At 35.3% G+C, this 16,149-nt stretch carries 16 protein-coding genes; 13 read left to right on the forward strand and 3 right to left on the reverse strand.

The annotated features are described in order from the left end of the window. The first annotated feature begins 300 nt into the window (after positions 1 to 300). Both PBT91_RS15190 and PBT91_RS15195 read left to right on the forward strand, forming a co-directional pair. Positions 301 to 1,002 (forward strand): sensor histidine kinase, encoded by a 702-nt coding sequence (locus tag PBT91_RS15190; protein ID WP_333474199.1) that lies wholly within the window; start codon positions 301 to 303, stop codon positions 1,000 to 1,002. Further along, the gene (locus tag PBT91_RS15195) at positions 999 to 1,715 is read left to right on the forward strand and encodes a LytR/AlgR family response regulator transcription factor (protein WP_270059308.1); all 717 of its coding nucleotides are present in this window, start codon (positions 999 to 1,001) and stop codon (positions 1,713 to 1,715) included. Before PBT91_RS15190 ends, PBT91_RS15195 begins: the two co-directional genes overlap by 4 nt. Here PBT91_RS15195 and PBT91_RS15200 read toward each other — a convergent pair. After that, on the reverse strand, positions 1,712 to 2,737 hold the full coding sequence (locus tag PBT91_RS15200; protein WP_270059309.1) for a helix-turn-helix domain-containing protein: 1,026 nt from the start codon (positions 2,735 to 2,737) through the stop codon (positions 1,712 to 1,714). The two genes, PBT91_RS15195 and PBT91_RS15200, sit on opposite strands and share 4 nt — an antisense overlap. Positions 2,738 to 3,024: 287 nt before the next feature. Between PBT91_RS15200 and PBT91_RS15205 the strand changes: the two genes are divergently transcribed. The 7 genes from PBT91_RS15205 to PBT91_RS15235 all read left to right on the forward strand — a co-directional run bounded on the left by PBT91_RS15205 (position 3,025) and on the right by PBT91_RS15235 (position 8,631). Continuing rightward, on the forward strand, positions 3,025 to 3,360 hold the full coding sequence (locus PBT91_RS15205; RefSeq protein WP_270059310.1) for an arsenosugar biosynthesis-associated peroxidase-like protein: 336 nt from the start codon (positions 3,025 to 3,027) through the stop codon (positions 3,358 to 3,360). A gap of 52 nt (positions 3,361 to 3,412) precedes the next feature. Continuing rightward, positions 3,413 to 4,468, forward strand: coding sequence for an arsenosugar biosynthesis radical SAM (seleno)protein ArsS (arsS, locus tag PBT91_RS15210; RefSeq protein ID WP_270059311.1), 1,056 nt, complete (start codon positions 3,413 to 3,415; stop codon positions 4,466 to 4,468). 223 nt (positions 4,469 to 4,691) lie between these two features. Then, positions 4,692 to 5,312, forward strand: coding sequence for a TIGR04282 family arsenosugar biosynthesis glycosyltransferase (locus tag PBT91_RS15215; RefSeq protein ID WP_270059312.1), 621 nt, complete (start codon positions 4,692 to 4,694; stop codon positions 5,310 to 5,312). 2 nt (positions 5,313 to 5,314) lie between these two features. Next, the gene (locus tag PBT91_RS15220; RefSeq protein ID WP_270061479.1) at positions 5,315 to 6,127 is read left to right on the forward strand and encodes a purine-nucleoside phosphorylase; all 813 of its coding nucleotides are present in this window, start codon (positions 5,315 to 5,317) and stop codon (positions 6,125 to 6,127) included. Positions 6,128 to 6,130: 3 nt separating this feature from the next. After that, positions 6,131 to 7,102, forward strand: coding sequence for an arsenosugar biosynthesis arsenite methyltransferase ArsM (gene arsM, locus PBT91_RS15225; protein WP_270059313.1), 972 nt, complete (start codon positions 6,131 to 6,133; stop codon positions 7,100 to 7,102). Positions 7,103 to 7,127: 25 nt separating this feature from the next. Next, entirely contained in the window at positions 7,128 to 7,934 is an 807-nt protein-coding gene (locus PBT91_RS15230) for a DUF547 domain-containing protein (protein WP_270059314.1), read from the forward strand. Between the two features lies 1 nt (position 7,935). After that, positions 7,936 to 8,631 carry a TIGR04283 family arsenosugar biosynthesis glycosyltransferase gene (locus tag PBT91_RS15235; RefSeq protein WP_270059315.1) on the forward strand — a complete coding sequence of 232 codons (696 nt, stop codon included), beginning with the start codon at positions 7,936 to 7,938 and terminating at the stop codon, positions 8,629 to 8,631. Here the strand turns inward: PBT91_RS15235 and PBT91_RS15240 are convergent. Next, complete coding sequence (locus PBT91_RS15240) at positions 8,615 to 9,655, reverse strand: glycoside hydrolase family 113 (RefSeq protein ID WP_270059316.1); 1,041 nt, start codon at positions 9,653 to 9,655, stop codon at positions 8,615 to 8,617. The genes PBT91_RS15235 and PBT91_RS15240 overlap by 17 nt on opposite strands. Positions 9,656 to 9,828: 173 nt before the next feature. Between PBT91_RS15240 and PBT91_RS15245 the strand changes: the two genes are divergently transcribed. The 4 genes from PBT91_RS15245 to PBT91_RS15260 all read left to right on the forward strand — a co-directional run bounded on the left by PBT91_RS15245 (position 9,829) and on the right by PBT91_RS15260 (position 14,958). Beyond that, the gene (locus tag PBT91_RS15245; protein ID WP_270059317.1) at positions 9,829 to 11,124 is read left to right on the forward strand and encodes an NAD(P)/FAD-dependent oxidoreductase; all 1,296 of its coding nucleotides are present in this window, start codon (positions 9,829 to 9,831) and stop codon (positions 11,122 to 11,124) included. Next, positions 11,121 to 12,704 (forward strand): 4Fe-4S binding protein, encoded by a 1,584-nt coding sequence (locus PBT91_RS15250; protein WP_270059318.1) that lies wholly within the window; start codon positions 11,121 to 11,123, stop codon positions 12,702 to 12,704. The genes PBT91_RS15245 and PBT91_RS15250 overlap by 4 nt, the downstream gene beginning before the upstream one ends. A gap of 69 nt (positions 12,705 to 12,773) precedes the next feature. Continuing rightward, complete coding sequence (locus tag PBT91_RS15255) at positions 12,774 to 13,472, forward strand: glycosyltransferase family 2 protein (protein ID WP_270059319.1); 699 nt, start codon at positions 12,774 to 12,776, stop codon at positions 13,470 to 13,472. A 13-nt stretch (positions 13,473 to 13,485) separates the two neighbouring features. Then, a complete protein-coding gene (locus tag PBT91_RS15260; RefSeq protein WP_270059320.1) occupies positions 13,486 to 14,958 on the forward strand; it encodes a cellulose synthase family protein in 1,473 nt (490 codons plus the stop codon). 61 nt (positions 14,959 to 15,019) lie between these two features. Here PBT91_RS15260 and PBT91_RS15265 read toward each other — a convergent pair whose 3' ends face one another. Beyond that, on the reverse strand, positions 15,020 to 16,003 hold the full coding sequence (locus tag PBT91_RS15265; RefSeq protein WP_270059321.1) for a lipid A deacylase LpxR family protein: 984 nt from the start codon (positions 16,001 to 16,003) through the stop codon (positions 15,020 to 15,022). Positions 16,004 to 16,149: the final 146 nt, after the last annotated feature.

The raw sequence follows: 16,149 nt of genomic DNA on the forward strand, positions 1-16,149 counted from the left end.
AGCATTTACTTTATTTTCAACATGTTGCGATGGGGAAGCTTTTATCAGGACTATATTTTATCTCTAAAAGGTAATCTTCTAGGATTTCCTATCCATATGTTTCTTTGCTACTTCAGCGTTTATTTTTTGATTCCGACCTTTATTTACAAAAAGCGCTACATACTTTTTACAAGCATACTTTTTTTGGCTATTTTCTGTATGGTGATTATTAAGTTTGAACTCACCTATTTCTTAATCAGTAAAAATGTTTGGCCGGAAGGCCCCGAAACAAATTCCTTAACAGCCAATTATATAATCCAAATGATGTTAGGGGAATTTTATGTGATTTCTTTTTTCACTGCAATTAAGATTACCATCGATTATATTTCTACTAATCAAAAAGCGGCAAAATTAGAACAATCTAAATTAGAAACTGAATTACGATTTCTGCGCTCGCAAATCTCACCTCATTTCTTTTTTAACACCTTAAATAACATTTATGCGTTAACCCTAGAGAAATCACAAAAAGCTCCAGACGTAGTCCTTAAACTTTCTGAATTGATGCGTTACTTGCTTTACGAAACAAAGAATAAAAGACAAAGCCTGGAAAAAGAGATTTTATGCATTCAGAATTATTTGGATTTAGAACGCATTCGCTACGGAGAGAATCTTAATGTAGAGATGGAAATTTCTGGAGAAATTTTAGGAAAAGAATTATCTCCAATGCTCCTAATCCCTTTTGTTGAAAATGCATTTAAACACGGAATTAATGAAAATATCGGAAATGTTTTTATAAAAATAAAATTGAAAGTTGTGGATGATTTTCTTTTTTTTGAAGTAGCTAATTCTATTTCTCAAAAAAGGAAAAAAAAGCTCCCAAAAAAACTTAAACCTACCGGAGGAATAGGAATCAATAACGTTAAAAAACGCTTAGAACTTGGCTATACGAAAGAGGAATATAAACTTGATATCGGTGAAAAAAACGGTCATTTTTCAATTAAATTAAAATTAAAACTAAAATGAATCTTTCCTGTATCATAATAGATGATGAGCCTTTAGCTATTAAGGTGATAAAAAACTATACTGAACAGATTAAGGAGCTTACCCTGCAGGCTACCTTTACCAACGCTGTAGAAAGCATGCATTATCTACAGGAAAATGAAATAGATTTATTATTCTTAGACGTAAACATGCCTTTATTAGACGGTTATAGTTTTTTAGAAAGTTTACCTAATAAGCCTAATGTAATAATTACCACAGCACATTCTGAATATGCCGTAAAAGGCTACGAGCTGGAAATTTTAGATTTTTTAATCAAACCTATTCCCTTTCCCAGATTTTTAAAAGCTGTAAATAAGGCAGTAAAAATCAAAACTGAAAATCAGAGTACCGCTAAAACAACCAAAGAAAACGATCATCTTTTCGTGAAAGTTGACAAAAAGCGAATGCGAAAAATTTATCTAAACGATATTTTGGTTATTGAAAGTCTTAAAGATTACATCAAAATTATTACCGCTACAGATAAATATATTGTACACCAAACGCTTAGTAGCTTTACTGAAAGTTTACCAAGAGAGCAATTTATTAGAATACATCGATCCTACACCATATCTATCGCAAAGGTTGAAGCGATTGAAGGGAATAGTATTGAAATTGGAGGCAACCGATATACCATTGGGCGCAGCTATTTGAACGAAACCAAAGAAGCTATTTTAGATTTGGGAGATCAAATTTAAACCTGATTGTGACGCAAACTCGATTTCCTGAAGTATTTTGGACTAACCCCATATTTTTCTTTGAAAATCTTTGAAAAATAACTTCGGTTATTTAGTCCTATAGAATTTACAATTTCAGAAATATTTCTATCGGAATTCATCAGCATTTCTTTTGCGGCTTCAAGCTTTCGATGCTGTATATATTTGTTCACCGTTAAATCATAAACATACTTAAATCCTTCCTGAAGTTTATTAACATTCGTACCCGCCTCTTTGGCTAATGCCTCAACAGTTAGATTGGTAGCCAGATCTCCTTCAATTCTTCGAGCTACGTAATTTACTTTTTCAACATCCGATTTTCGAAGAATTTGAGGTAATTTATCTTCTGCCTCATCGTCTTGATATTGATCTATTTGCACCACCAGCATTTCAAAAGCTTTACCTTCAAGATAAATAGATCGTAAAAAGCCTGAAAAATCTTTAGTCTCAATTTGCTCCATCAAGTCTGCCGACTTTAAACTATAATTACCCTGATAAAAGAATTCTTTTTCAGACACCTGATCTTTAAAAATCGCTTTCAAATCAGGTTCCATACCTTCAAATTGATAATTATCTCGATGCGAAAAAACCGACCGTATAATTTCTAAACTCGACACATGTACCGCAACATCTTTTTTAAAGCTAAGTACGTGTCCCCTATATCCGCTGCTTGAAACTATGATATTCTGAAAATTATCAATAATCACGCTTTCGTCTGAATTTTCGAAACAGTGCTCTACCTTACCTTCTGAGCAAAAAATAAATTTTAGGGGATGAATAGAATTTAATGTAAAATGTATATCAACATCTTCTAAGAATTTACAGTTATAGGTAATAATACCTATACCCGATTTAAAACTGGATCCTCTTATATATCCTTCGCCTATGTTTTTGGGAATTTCAATTTTCAACTCCCCTGCAGCATTTTCAACTGGTACTCCAAAGCAATTAGAAATATCTTTGATAATATCATTTACCGGCAAAGTTTTGACGTCTATTCTCATGAAATCTAATCTTTTAGCAAGCAATCTTGTTGTTAGTAAAAATCATAGAATTTCCATAATCAGCGTCCACAAATCCAGTCCAATTTCAATAAAATCTAATTATAACTGTTTAGAAAGCATGGCAATTTAAACAGTGGATTTTAAAAGCATTGGTCAAATCTTAAATCCTATATTTTAACAAAAATAAAGAATAATTTTAAGAAATGCACATAGGATTAAATTTACATGAATTACTAAATGATTAACTAAGCTATCTCTAAATTGTATATTTACAGAAAAAATCTACTATGTCTAAAAATTATTATGATCCAGCCGACTTAAGAAAGTTTGGTGAAATCACAGAATGGAGTGAGGAACTTGGTGAAAAATTTTTCGATTACTACGGAAAAGTTTTTGAAGAAGGAGCGCTTTCTGCACGAGAAAAATCATTAATCGCTTTAGCAGTTTCCCATGTGGTAAAATGTCCTTATTGTATCGATGCCTACACAAAAGATGGCTTACAAAGAGGAATAACTAAAGAAGAAATGATGGAAGCCGTACATGCAGGAGCAGCAATAGAAAGTGGCGCGACTCTTGTACATGGTGTACAGATGATGAATAAGTACAAAAAACTAAGCATGTAGTCTCTTTGCTGCTTGTTCTATTCATTTCAAATTAAAAACAAAAACAATTTGTATGTCTTTAAAATCCCTAAAAGGAAGAAAAGATGATTTGTCCAGTCCGCAACGCCAACTGGAAATTTTGAGTGAAGGAATTTTTGAAGATGGAGAACTACCAACTTTTAAGGATAAAATTGCTAAAACCGGCCATTTTCCATTAAAACCTAAAAAACTCGAAATACTACAGCTTAACCTTGGTTATATGTGTAATCAAGTTTGTTCGCATTGCCATGTTGATGCCGGGCCAGATCGTAAAGAAATAATGACGAAAGAGACCATGCAGCAATGTCTGGAAGTCATTAAAAATACCGGCGCACACACCTTAGATCTTACCGGTGGAGCGCCTGAAATGAATCCTAATTTTAGATGGTTTGTAGAAGAAGCCTGCAAAGCAGGAATTAATGATATTATCGTAAGATCTAATCTTACGATAATTCTTACAAATAAGAAATATCACGATTTACCAGAATTTTTCAGAAAACACAAAATACATGTCGTTTCTTCACTTCCATTTTATAAACGTGAGAAAACAGACAAACAGCGCGGAAATGGAGTTTTCGATAAATCCATAAAGGCGCTTCAACTTTTAAACGAAGTAGGATACGCGCAGCCGGGCTGCGACCTCAAATTAGATCTGGTTTATAACCCCTCTGGAGCATTCTTACCTACCAACCAGGCGGCAATGGAAAACGACTTTAAAAAAGCATTAAAACAAGATTTTAATATCGATTTTAATAATCTGTACGCAATCACCAATCTACCTATTAGTCGGTTTTTGGAATATTTAATCGCTTCAGAAAATTACGAAGATTACATGTATTCGCTGGTAGATGCATACAATCCTGCTGCGGTGGAAAATGTAATGTGTACCAATACAATTTCGATTAGCTGGGATGGATGGCTTTACGATTGTGATTTTAATCAAATGCTGGATCTTAAGGTAAATGCTAGCACAAAACACATTAGTGAATACAATGAAGATTTACTGAATGATCGAAATATTATTATTTCTCAACATTGTTATGGTTGTACCGCCGGCGCTGGGAGTAGCTGCCAGGGTTCTACCATTTAATTAAAGCAATAATCATATAAAATAAGCTTCTTTATGCAGTGTAAATTTTGAAAGCTTATTAAAAAAAGAAACTAATATTTGGCCATTTTTGGCATTTGTAAATTTCACAAAATATTAAAGGTCATTTTCATATAATCACAGTATATTGCTGAGAATGCGAAAACCTTAAGCCTTTATTTCAAAAGCTCTATAAATCGGCTTTACAGCAAAAAAATATGATTTTTTGAGAGAAAAAACTACTTCAAAAAACTTACTTATAATTTTTACGCGTAATCCAGAATTTGGCAAAGTAAAAACAAGACTTGCCAAAGATGTAGGCGATCAAACAGCATTAGAAATTTATCGTTTTTTATTAGATCACACGGTAAAAGTTACAGCACCAATTTCTGCGGAAAAAAGAGTATATTATTCTGAAGAAATACAAGAAGGTGACATCTGGAATCCTAACATTTTTCAGAAGAAAAAACAATATGGTAAAGATCTGGGAGAGCGAATGAAATATGCTTTTACTGAAGGATTCGAAGATGGATACGAGAAAATCGCAATTATTGGTTCCGATTTATTTGATATCAATAGCGAGGATTTAGAAAAGGCTTTTGAAGCTTTGGAAACCCAGGAGGTTGTAATTGGCCCCGCACAAGATGGCGGTTATTATTTGCTTGGGATGAGACAGCTTAAGGAAGACCTTTTTGAGAATAAATTTTGGGGAACCGATACGGTGCTAAAAGAAACCATACAAAACTTAACAAACACAAATTATAAATTACTGGAAGAGCGGAATGATGTAGATTACTATTCAGATATCCAAGATCATCCCGCTTTTAGTCAATTTTTTACAAAATGAAAATGACAGACGCAATTCAGGAATCCACAGATTATCTTAAATCTAAAGGATTTGAAGCTCCGGAAATCGGAATTATTTTAGGAACCGGACTTGGTAAATTAATCGAAGAAATTGAAATTGAATATGAAGCCAGCTACAATCACATTCCTTACTTTCCAACCGCGACGGTAGAATTTCATAAAGGAAAACTGATCTACGGAAGCCTGGAAGGAAAAAAAGTAGTGGTAATGCAGGGGCGTTTTCATCTTTATGAAGGTTATACTTTACAGGATGTCACCTATCCTGTACGTGTAATGAAGCGTTTAGGAATTAGTAAACTTTTAGTTTCTAATGCAGCAGGCTCTATAAATTTAGATTATAAAAAAGGGGAATTAATGCTTATTGACGACCACCTTAATTTTCAGGGAGGATCTCCTTTAGCCTTTAAAGGTGTAGAACATTTAGGAGAACGCTTTGTAGATATGTCTCAACCTTACGACGCTAAGATGAACGCGACGATGGAAAATGTTGCAAAAGAGCATGGCATCAAATTGCACAAAGGCGTTTATGCTTCTGTTTTAGGACCTCAATTAGAAACTAGGGCAGAATATCGATTTTTAAAAATAGCAGGAGCAGATGCCGTTGGAATGAGTACTGTTCCAGAAATTATCGTAGCAAACCATCTAAATATTCCTGTTTCCGCGGTTTCTGTGATTACAGATGAAGGAGATCCTGACAATTTAGAGCCAGTAGAAATTTCAGAAATTATTGCTATGGCCGAGAAAGCCGAACCACAAATGATTACTCTTTTTAAAGAAGTGATAAAAACAATATAAGCTATGAGTAGCTATCTTGAAACCACAAAAAATGTTTATAAAGATGCAGCTCTTAAACCAGATGTTGGTCTATGCTGCACTACAAATCCTATTTGGGAATTGCCGGGTTTAAAAATCCCTAAGATCATGCAAGAGATGAACTATGGCTGTGGCAGTACCGTTCATGCTCGCGACCTTTCTAACAACCCAAAGATCCTCTACGTTGGCGTTGGCGGCGGAATGGAATTACTACAATTCGCATATTTTTCAAGACAAAAAAATGGAGTTGTGGGCATAGACGCGGTAGATGAGATGCTGGAAGCTTCAAGAAAAAACTTTAAGATTGCTGAAGAACAAAATTCGTGGTTTCAATCAGATTTTGTAGATCTAAAAAAAGGTGATGCTTTACATCTTCCGGTAGAAGATAATACTATAGATGTGGCAGCGCAAAACTGTTTATTCAATATCTTTAAAGTTGAAGATCTTAAAAAAGCTATTGAAGAAATGTATCGTGTTTTGAAACCCAACGGAAAGTTGGTAATGAGCGATCCTACTTGCGAGCAGCAAATGAATGATGAGCTTAGAAATGATGAAAGATTAAGAGCTTTATGCCTTAGCGGAAGTCTACCTATCAAGGAATACGTAAAAGCTTTAACCGATGTGGGTTTTGGAACCATAGAAATTAGAGCACGAAAACCATATCGTATTCTAGATCCTCAACACTATCCAACAGAAGAATTAATCTTTATTGAGTCGATAGAAGTTGCTGCTATAAAAGATCCCATGCCAGAAGATGGCCCGTGTATTTTTACAGGCAAAGCAGCAATTTATTTTGGCGAAAAAGAGTATTTTGATGATCAAAAAGGACATGTCCTTCTTCATAATCAACCTTTAGCAGTTTGCGATAAAACAGCAAAGGCCTTAAAAGATTTAGGAAGAAATGATATCTATATTAGCGAATCTACCTTTCATTACGATGGCGGAGGATGCTGTTAACAATTACAACTTAAATATGCGCAGCATGAGAAATCTTATTATGCTTAAACGAATAACGATCACGGCCATTTTCTCTATTGGTTTAAGCGGCTGCGCTTTATTTTCAGCTGCTGGATTCTCCAGTAAGGGATTACCGCATAACAATGTAAAAGGTGAGCTAATTTCAACATCTTCTAATTCTTCAGTTAATATTGACCATTCTGGCTGGCATAATTTGCTACAGAAACATGTGAATGAAAAAGGATTAGTAGATTATGAGGGATTCAAAAAAGATCGAAAAGCATTAGATAAATATATTAAAATGCTTGCCGATAATAAACCAGATAACAGTTGGTCTATTCAGGAACAATTAGCGTATTACATCAATACTTATAACGCAAACACTGTTCGGTTAATTTTAGATAATTACCCGGTAAAAAGCATTAAGAAAATCGATGGTGCATGGACTAAAGAATTTGTTAGCATGGGCAATAAGCAAATTTCTTTGGGAGCTATAGAAAACAGTATTTTAAGACGAATGAAAGAACCAAGAATTCACTTCGCCATTAACTGTGCGTCTATTTCTTGCCCCAGACTTTTAAATGAAGCGTATACCGCAAGCGCAATCAACGAGCAATTAGAATACGCAACAAGAACTTTTATAAATTCAGATAAAAATATTATTAAAAAAGAATCTGCTCAACTTTCCAGAATCTTTGATTGGTATAGTGGTGACTTTACTGTAAAAGGTAATACTCTTGGGGAATATATTAACCAATACAGTAATGTGAAAATGAAAAATTGGAATAATATTTCCTTCAAAGAATATAACTGGAATCTGAATAAGCAGTAAAATGAAAATCAGCATCATTATTCCTGTTTTTAATGAAGAGCAGAATATTGGCCGGCTGTTAGAATATTTACTGAAACACAACAAAGGATTTATTGCTGAAATAATTGTCGTAGATGGTGGTAGCCTGGATCAAACGATTGCTATTACCCGCCAATTCTCTTCTGTAAAAATTATTTTTTCTGAAAAAAGTCGAGCCAAGCAAATGAATGCTGGTGCAAGAATAGCTAAGGCTGAAATATTATATTTTCTGCATGCCGATAGCTATCCTCCTTTCCATTTTGATAATTACATCATTAGGACTATAAAAAACGACAAAAAAGCGGGATGCTTTATAATGAAATTCGATAAAAATCACTGGTGGTTAAAACTTATGGCGCAATTTACCAGAATTAATCATCGTTCCTGTCGCGGTGGCGATCAATCCCTTTTTATTAAAGAAGAATTATTCTTTAAATTAGGAGGTTACAATGAAAACTATATAGTTTACGAAGACAATGAGCTGATTGGAAAACTATACGATTTAGGTGAATTTACTATTATTAACAAATGGCTTACAACCTCAGCTCGCTTATATGAAAAGTTAGGAGTTTGGCAAACACAATGGCTTTTTTGCCAGATTTACTGGAAGAAATTTAAGGGCGCTTCACCAGAACAGCTATACAGTTGCTATCAGTCTAAAGTTAATTCTTCAACCTAAACTTTTTATAATTCATCTTTACTATATCTTCAGCCAGTTTATTTTGTGGTGTAAAGCGATCGTTCTGCTTTCCACCGGCACGATCATGATCGTGATGCCACTTCCAAAGAAAGCCACCGGCAAACCAATTTTCAGTCCAAAATTCATCGTAAATCACTTGTAAAGCGTTTGCTTGTAGTTCTTCATTTAGGTTTTTTGGAACTTCATCATTACGCCTAACTGTTGAAGCTTTCCAAGGTTCCTTCGTTGCGAAATCGACATTACGATAGCCATATTCAGTAAATATTACCTGCTTTTTATATTCCGAAGATAATTTCTGAAGCATTTTTTTATGTGATTTCCACCCATCGATCAACTCGGCTTTTGTAGGATTTTCTTCTTCACTTACAGGAAAATAAGCATCTACGCCAATAAAATCGAGTTGATCCCAAAGCTCAAACTGGTCAACTTTATCCCAGTTTTCAGCATAAGTGATCTTTCCAGAATACACTTTGCGTACTTCAGCGATCATCTTTTGCCAAAATTCGGGTCTTTTTTCAGTAAAATTATAAAGCTCGGTTCCTATGCAGAATAGTTCAATTTGTTCCTTTTCGGCCAGTTCCGCATATAATAAAATATATTCCAAATATCTATTTTCAAACTTTATCCAATTTTCTTCTGAAGACATATTAAGATCTCCGGTAAATTCGCCGTGCCAAATCCAAATTTGAGGCTTTAGAATAATCTTTATTTCATTTTCCTGAAGTACTCGAATGTTTTGCTGAAGCCCTTCTACCCGTTCTCCCCACCATTGTCGATCGTCATTAAAATGTAGCTCTGGATTTTTTAAATCCTGAAGAAAAGCAAAAGGCATCAAGGCTACTGTATTCGCATTTACATTTTTTAGCGGAAGAATATGCGCTGTTTTCAACGAATCTCGGGAAGCAACTAAGCTTAATCCATTATATTTTAGTTTAGGAAAATCTGGCTGGCAGCTGCAATGAAAGAGAGTTACCGCGATAATTAACCAAAAATTAAATTTCATTGAATCCAACCTATTTTTGAGCCTAAATTAAAGAAAATCAGTATCTGCCTAAAAAATTAAATAAACATACCTAATCTTAAAATTGCTTCTCGAAATTATAAGTTAAGATACTTCTTTATTTTCGACTAACTTTTAAATTGCACTTCGAAACATAAAGCAATATCTGCAAAAGCATGGAGCATATCGTTATTTTGGGTAACGGAATTTCTGGAATTACCGCTGCACGGCATATCCGCAAACGATCGGATAAAAAGATTACGGTAATTTCTGCGGAAAGTGATTACTTTTTTTCTCGTACTGCGCTGATGTATGTGTACATGGGCCACATGAAGTGGGATCACCTTAAACCTTATGAAGATTGGTTTTGGGAGAAAAACCGAATCGATCTTAAAAATGGCTGGGTACAGCAAATCGATTTTAGTGAAAAAACGCTTCATTTTAAAAATGGCGACAAACTTAATTACGACAAGCTGGTTTTAGCAACAGGATCGATCCCAAACAAATTTGGTTGGGAAGGTGAAGATCTAGACGGAGTGCAGGGATTGGTGTCGAAACAAGATTTAGAAATACTCGAAAAAAACACCAAAAACTGTAAAAAAGCAGTCATAATCGGTGGCGGATTAATTGGCGTAGAGCTTGCCGAAATGCTTCGCACCAGGCATATCGAGGTTACAATGCTGGTTCGAGAAAAAGCTTTTTGGCATTCGGTATTACCTTTTGAAGACGCAAATATGATTTCTGAACATATTAAATCTCACGGCGTCGACCTACGAACAGCAACCGAACTCGATAAAATTATTCCAGACGAAAACGGGAAAGTCAGTTCTATAATTACCAAAACCGGTGAACAAATCGATTGCCAGTTCGTCGGACTTTGTGCCGGCGTACGCCCAAATATCGATTTTTTAAAAAATTCAGATTTGGCGATGAATAAAGGAATCTTGGTGAATTCTTATTTAGAAACCAATATTCCAGATGTTTATGCCATTGGCGATTGTGCCGAGCAACAGAAAGCCATTGGCCAGCGAAAACCGGTTGAATCCGTTTGGTATACCGGCCGAATGATGGGTGAAACTTTAGCGGTAACGCTTACAGGAAAAAGATCTCAATATAATCCGGGAAATTGGTTTAATTCGGCCAAATTCTTTGACATCGAATATCAAACTTACGGTTGGGTCTGGCCAAAACCAAAGGAAAATGAGCAGCATTTTCATTGGCAGCATGAAGATAGAACCAAAGCCATCACCATAAATTTCGATAAAAAAACGAATCAATTTTTAGGAATAAATACCTTCGGAATTAGAATGCGACACGAAGTTTTAGATCGTTGGCTTACCGAAAATCGAGAGATAACTTACGTACTTGCTAATCTAAAACAAGCTAATTTTGATCCTGAATTTTATACTCGGCATGAGGCAGAAATTTTTGAAGGGTTTAAGAAAAATCTCCAAAACGCACAAACTACATGAGCAACATTGAACATAATATGTCTATCACCGGGGATGCACCAAAAAGTATTTCCACCACTCAAAAAATAGCAAGTGCTATTGGCCTTACCGGTTTATTGATTTTGGTGCTTGCCATCGCAAATTTCAACTTTCCGAATAAAAGTTTATTTCTAAGTTTATCGCTGGGACTGATTACACTCGGAACGGCAATTTTTTCAATTGATGCGTATTGGGGAAAACATGCAGGAATCAAAAACGACGGCGTTTGGTTCAAATCCCTAAGCGGTAAAGGCTTTTGGGCCTGGATACTTGGGATTGGTCTAACTTTATTTTATGTGGTGTTATATTGGTTTCCGCAGTATTTAGGGTTAAACAGCGAAGGCGCAAATAGCGGAGTTATCGGTTTATTCGATCCGCTAAGTAAATTTATAAATGGCGGCCCGGCTAGCGAATGGTTTGCTTACGGAACTTTATATACGGTTGCAATCTGGATCTTTGGTTTTAAATTTATCCTGAAATATCGTCATAATCGCTACGAAATCATTCGAACTTGCTCGGTCATGTTTTTTCAGTTAGGTTTTGCGTTTTTAATTCCTGAAATTCTTGCCCGACTAAACAAACCTTATTTTGCGCCAACTACAATCTGGCCCCTTAATTACGATCTTTTTGCAGGTTATCGCTTAGAATCGTTTATATCTGGTGGAAATTTAGGTGTCTCCATGCTTATTTTTGGTATTGTTTCCATCTTCGTCATCACTCCTATTCTTACTTATAAATACGGAAAACGTTGGTATTGCAGCTGGGTTTGTGGTTGCGGTGGGCTGGCAGAAACTGCCGGCGATCCTTTTAGACAACTTTCCGATAAATCTCAAAAAGCATGGAAGATCGAGCGCTGGGTAATTCATAGTGTATTGGTTTTTGTAACCGTAATGACTATCGCCGTAGTCTATTCTTATCTTGGTGAAAATTCAGATCGATTTTGGTTAACTAAAGATGTTTTTCTTTGGGGAAGCGCAGGATTTCTTACACTACTTTTCGCCTTGATCATGATCTTTAAACGCGACCAAATCCAAAAGGATGCGAAATACGGGGCAATTGGATATCTAGTGGTGATATTAGCCATTATTGGAATTAATTATTTCAGCGGAAACTGGAATATCTTTTTCTTCCCGGCTTATAAACTCCGTGAATGGTATGGATTTTTAATCGGCGCGGCTTTCTCTGGAGTGATTGGTGTTGGTTTTTACCCGATTTTTGGAAGTCGCGTGTGGTGTAGATTTGGTTGCCCAATGGCAGCAATTCTTGGGATGCAACAAAAATTATTTTCAAAATTTAGAATTACAACCAATGGCGGACAATGTATTAGCTGCGGAAATTGTTCTACCTACTGCGAAATGGGAATCGATGTTAGAGCCTATGCCCAAAAAGGACAAAATATTGTTCGATCTAGTTGTGTGGGCTGCGGAATCTGTTCAGCGGTTTGCCCTCGTGGTGTTCTAAAATTAGAAAACGGAAAAACAGAAGGCAGAATCAACGAAAATGAGGTTTTACTTGGGAACGATGTAGATCTTTTGGATCTTTTAAATCAGAAATCTCAATAAAAGACGTGGTAATCTCACAGTATTTTTAAAATTGTGATGTTTAGAAATTGATTAAATAGCCTAAAGAATTTGAAAAAAAATTCAATCATAAAAGTTATAATCCCTGCCTATAACGAAGCAGATTCGATTGCAAAAGTTATTGCAGAAATCCCCAATATCGTTGATGAAGTTATTGTGGTAAGCAATAATTCGACCGATGATACCGAGAAAAATGCTTCTGCTGCTGGAGCAACAGTTCTTCAGGAAAACCGTAAGGGTTATGGTTATGCTTGTTTAAAAGGTATGGATTATATCTCCATGCAAGCACAAAAACCTGAAATCATTGTATTTTTGGATGGCGATTACAGCGATTATCCTTCAGAATTAACCAATATCATTGCGCCCATTCAGCAAAAAAATATGGATATGGTAATTGGCGCCCGGGTTAAAAAATGGCGAGAAGATGGCTCGATGACGCTTCCGCAGATCTTCGGAAACTGGCTTGCCACCACTTTAATGCATATATTTTTTGGCGCAAAATTTACCGATCTTGGTCCTTTTAGAGCGATAAAATACGAGAAACTGCTTCAGCTAAATATGCAAGATAAAACCTATGGCTGGACGGTAGAAATGCAACTTAAAGCCATAAAACTGGATTTCACGTATGTAGAAGTGCCTGTGCATTACAAAAACAGGATTGGTGTCTCTAAAGTTTCTGGAACGCTAAAAGGCGCTATCTTTGCAGGCGTAAAGATTTTAGGCTGGATTTTTAAATATAGCTTTAAATAGATTAAAAAATAGATTGGATTTAGCGATTATCATAATATACACACTGGCATTGCTGGTGATCTTCTTTTACAGTATTTCAGAATTACAATTATTGCTGAATTACTTAAAAGCGAAGAAAAGTGTCGATAATGCTGAAAAGTTCGATCTAAATAATCCTGCTGAAATCCCCAAAGTGACCATACAATTGCCGCTTTACAACGAAATGTATGTGGTAGAACGATTACTGCGGAATATCGCTAAGATCGATTACCCAAAGGACAAACTTGAAATTCAGGTTTTGGACGATTCTACCGACGAATCGGTTTTAAAAACTACTGAAATTATTGCTGAAATTCGGCAAAATGGGATTGATATTCAGCATATCCAACGTGAAAACCGAAGCGGATTTAAAGCCGGCGCACTAAAAGAAGGATTAAAAATCGCCAAAGGAGAATTTATTGCCATTTTTGATTCCGATTTTATGCCGAATCCAGATTGGCTGCAACAAACGGTTCCTTATTTTAAGAATCCTGAAATTGGCGTAGTGCAAACTCGCTGGGCGCATCTAAATCGTGATTATTCGCTACTTACAAAAATCCAGGCTTTTGCTTTAGATTTTCATTTTATATTAGAACAAACCGGCAGAAATTTTGGTCGGCATTTTATCAATTTTAATGGTACAGCTGGGATCTGGCGCAAGCAATGTATCCTTGATGCCGGGAATTGGAGTGGTGACACGCTAACCGAAGATTTGGATTTAAGTTATCGCGCACAGCTTAAAAAATGGAAATTCAAATACCTGGAAGATGTCGAAACTCCGGCTGAACTTCCTGTAGTGATCAGTGCAGCACGTTCGCAGCAATTTCGATGGAACAAAGGTGCAGCTGAAAATTTCAGGAAAAATTATCTAAGATTAGTTAAAGATCCTAGTGTTTCATTTAGCACAAAATTTCACGGATTTTTTCATTTGCTAAATTCCAGTATGTTTTTAATCGTTTTATTATTGGGAATTTTAAGTGTTCCCGTTTTATACATTAAAAATAACAATCCTGCGTTTAGCTGGTATTTTAATGTGCTTGCCGGTTTTGGCATTAGCACAATCATTTTCTTTTTCTGCTACTATGTTCCCTACACCAAAATCTACGGGAAAGGGATAAAATCTTTCTTGAGTTTTATCGGGATGTTTATCACCTTTTTTGCGGTGGCAATGGGATTTTCTGTACATAATTCTTTAGCGGTTTTAGAAGGGCATTTTGGTAAAAAATCTGAATTTATACGAACTCCAAAATTCAACGTGAATACGCTTAAAGATTCCTGGAAAGGCAATAAATATTTATCGAATAAATTTTCCGTAAATATTCTTATCGAAACGATCCTTTGCCTCTACTTCGCATTTGCTTTGTACAGCGCTTTTGCGCTAAATGACTTTGGATTAATTGTTTTCCACCTTATGCTTTTTGGCGGATTTGGTTTTGTGGCTTTTAAGAGTATTTTTTCGAAGGGATAGTTTTAGTAATTAGAATTGAGATCGCTTCGCTGTTAGAATTCAGATCATATTTATAGTTGTTTTAAATCCTTACTCCAATTTTTAAACCGCCCCAATCTTCAGGATCACCATATTCAAATTCACGCGTCATTGAGGTTTGATAATACTCTAAATAGAAAAAACCAGATTTAATAACTAAACCGTAATAATATTGCCCAGTAAAACGCTCTATTTTGTTAGAAGGAATAGTATAAGTGCTTCTACGATTAAAAACTCCTCCTTGTAATAGAGCATTGTATCCAACAAAATTAGTTATTCCTCTAGCAAATAGATAAACCTGGAATCTACTTCTTCTATTGGATGCTCTTAAAGGCGAGTTAACGAGTCCTAAAGTTGCACTTGCACCTAGATTGAAATCTGTGAACATCGTCCCCAATCGTACCTTCGATTCACCATATAATGAAAAATAATTACTGAAATTTAAAAGCAACGTTTCGAAGCCTAGATTATAATTTAGCATTACGTCATCTACGATTTGATTATCCCATCCTCTAGGCTTCCAATTCCCGGTAGCCTCATGAATCCAAGTTTGCCCGGCTCCGCCCAAAGATGATGGACCAATAATACCTAGCCAGAAAGAAGATTTCATCCTGAACCCCTTATCAAGATGATCACTAACGCTCATCATTTTTAAAGTTAATACTGAAGCGTAAGGCCGATCAGTATATCTGATATCAATGTCGCTTATGACATCTGGTGTAAATGCAGAATGCTCTATAGCAAGTCCATATTTATAATTGCCACCTTTACTTTTAAAAAAGAGAAAGTTTATTGGGTTTTTTCTGAAAACTGGATGAAATAATTCGAAATTCAAACCCTGAGTGTAATCATCATCCGAGTACATAAAGAAATCATTATCATAATTGAGTCTGAAATAACGATATCCTTCAAAATCGTGAACTATGTTAGTTGAGTTAATTTCTTGTCCATAAGTAAATATTGAGAAGCTCGTAAAAAATAAATTTACTAAAGTAACAAAGCTGAAATTATAAGATTTTTTTTTCAAGATTTGAGAAAGAGTTATACTTCGGAAAAGATAAAAATAAAATTATTTTTCTTTTATCCTCTAGAATACCATAAATAGGTTTAACATAAATCTTGATTTCTGTTCACTTGGCAGATGATTTGTCTAATATTTATGTTTACTTTCGA

This window comes from Zunongwangia sp. HGR-M22 (assembly GCF_027594425.1).
GTDB lineage: Bacteria > Bacteroidota > Bacteroidia > Flavobacteriales > Flavobacteriaceae > Zunongwangia.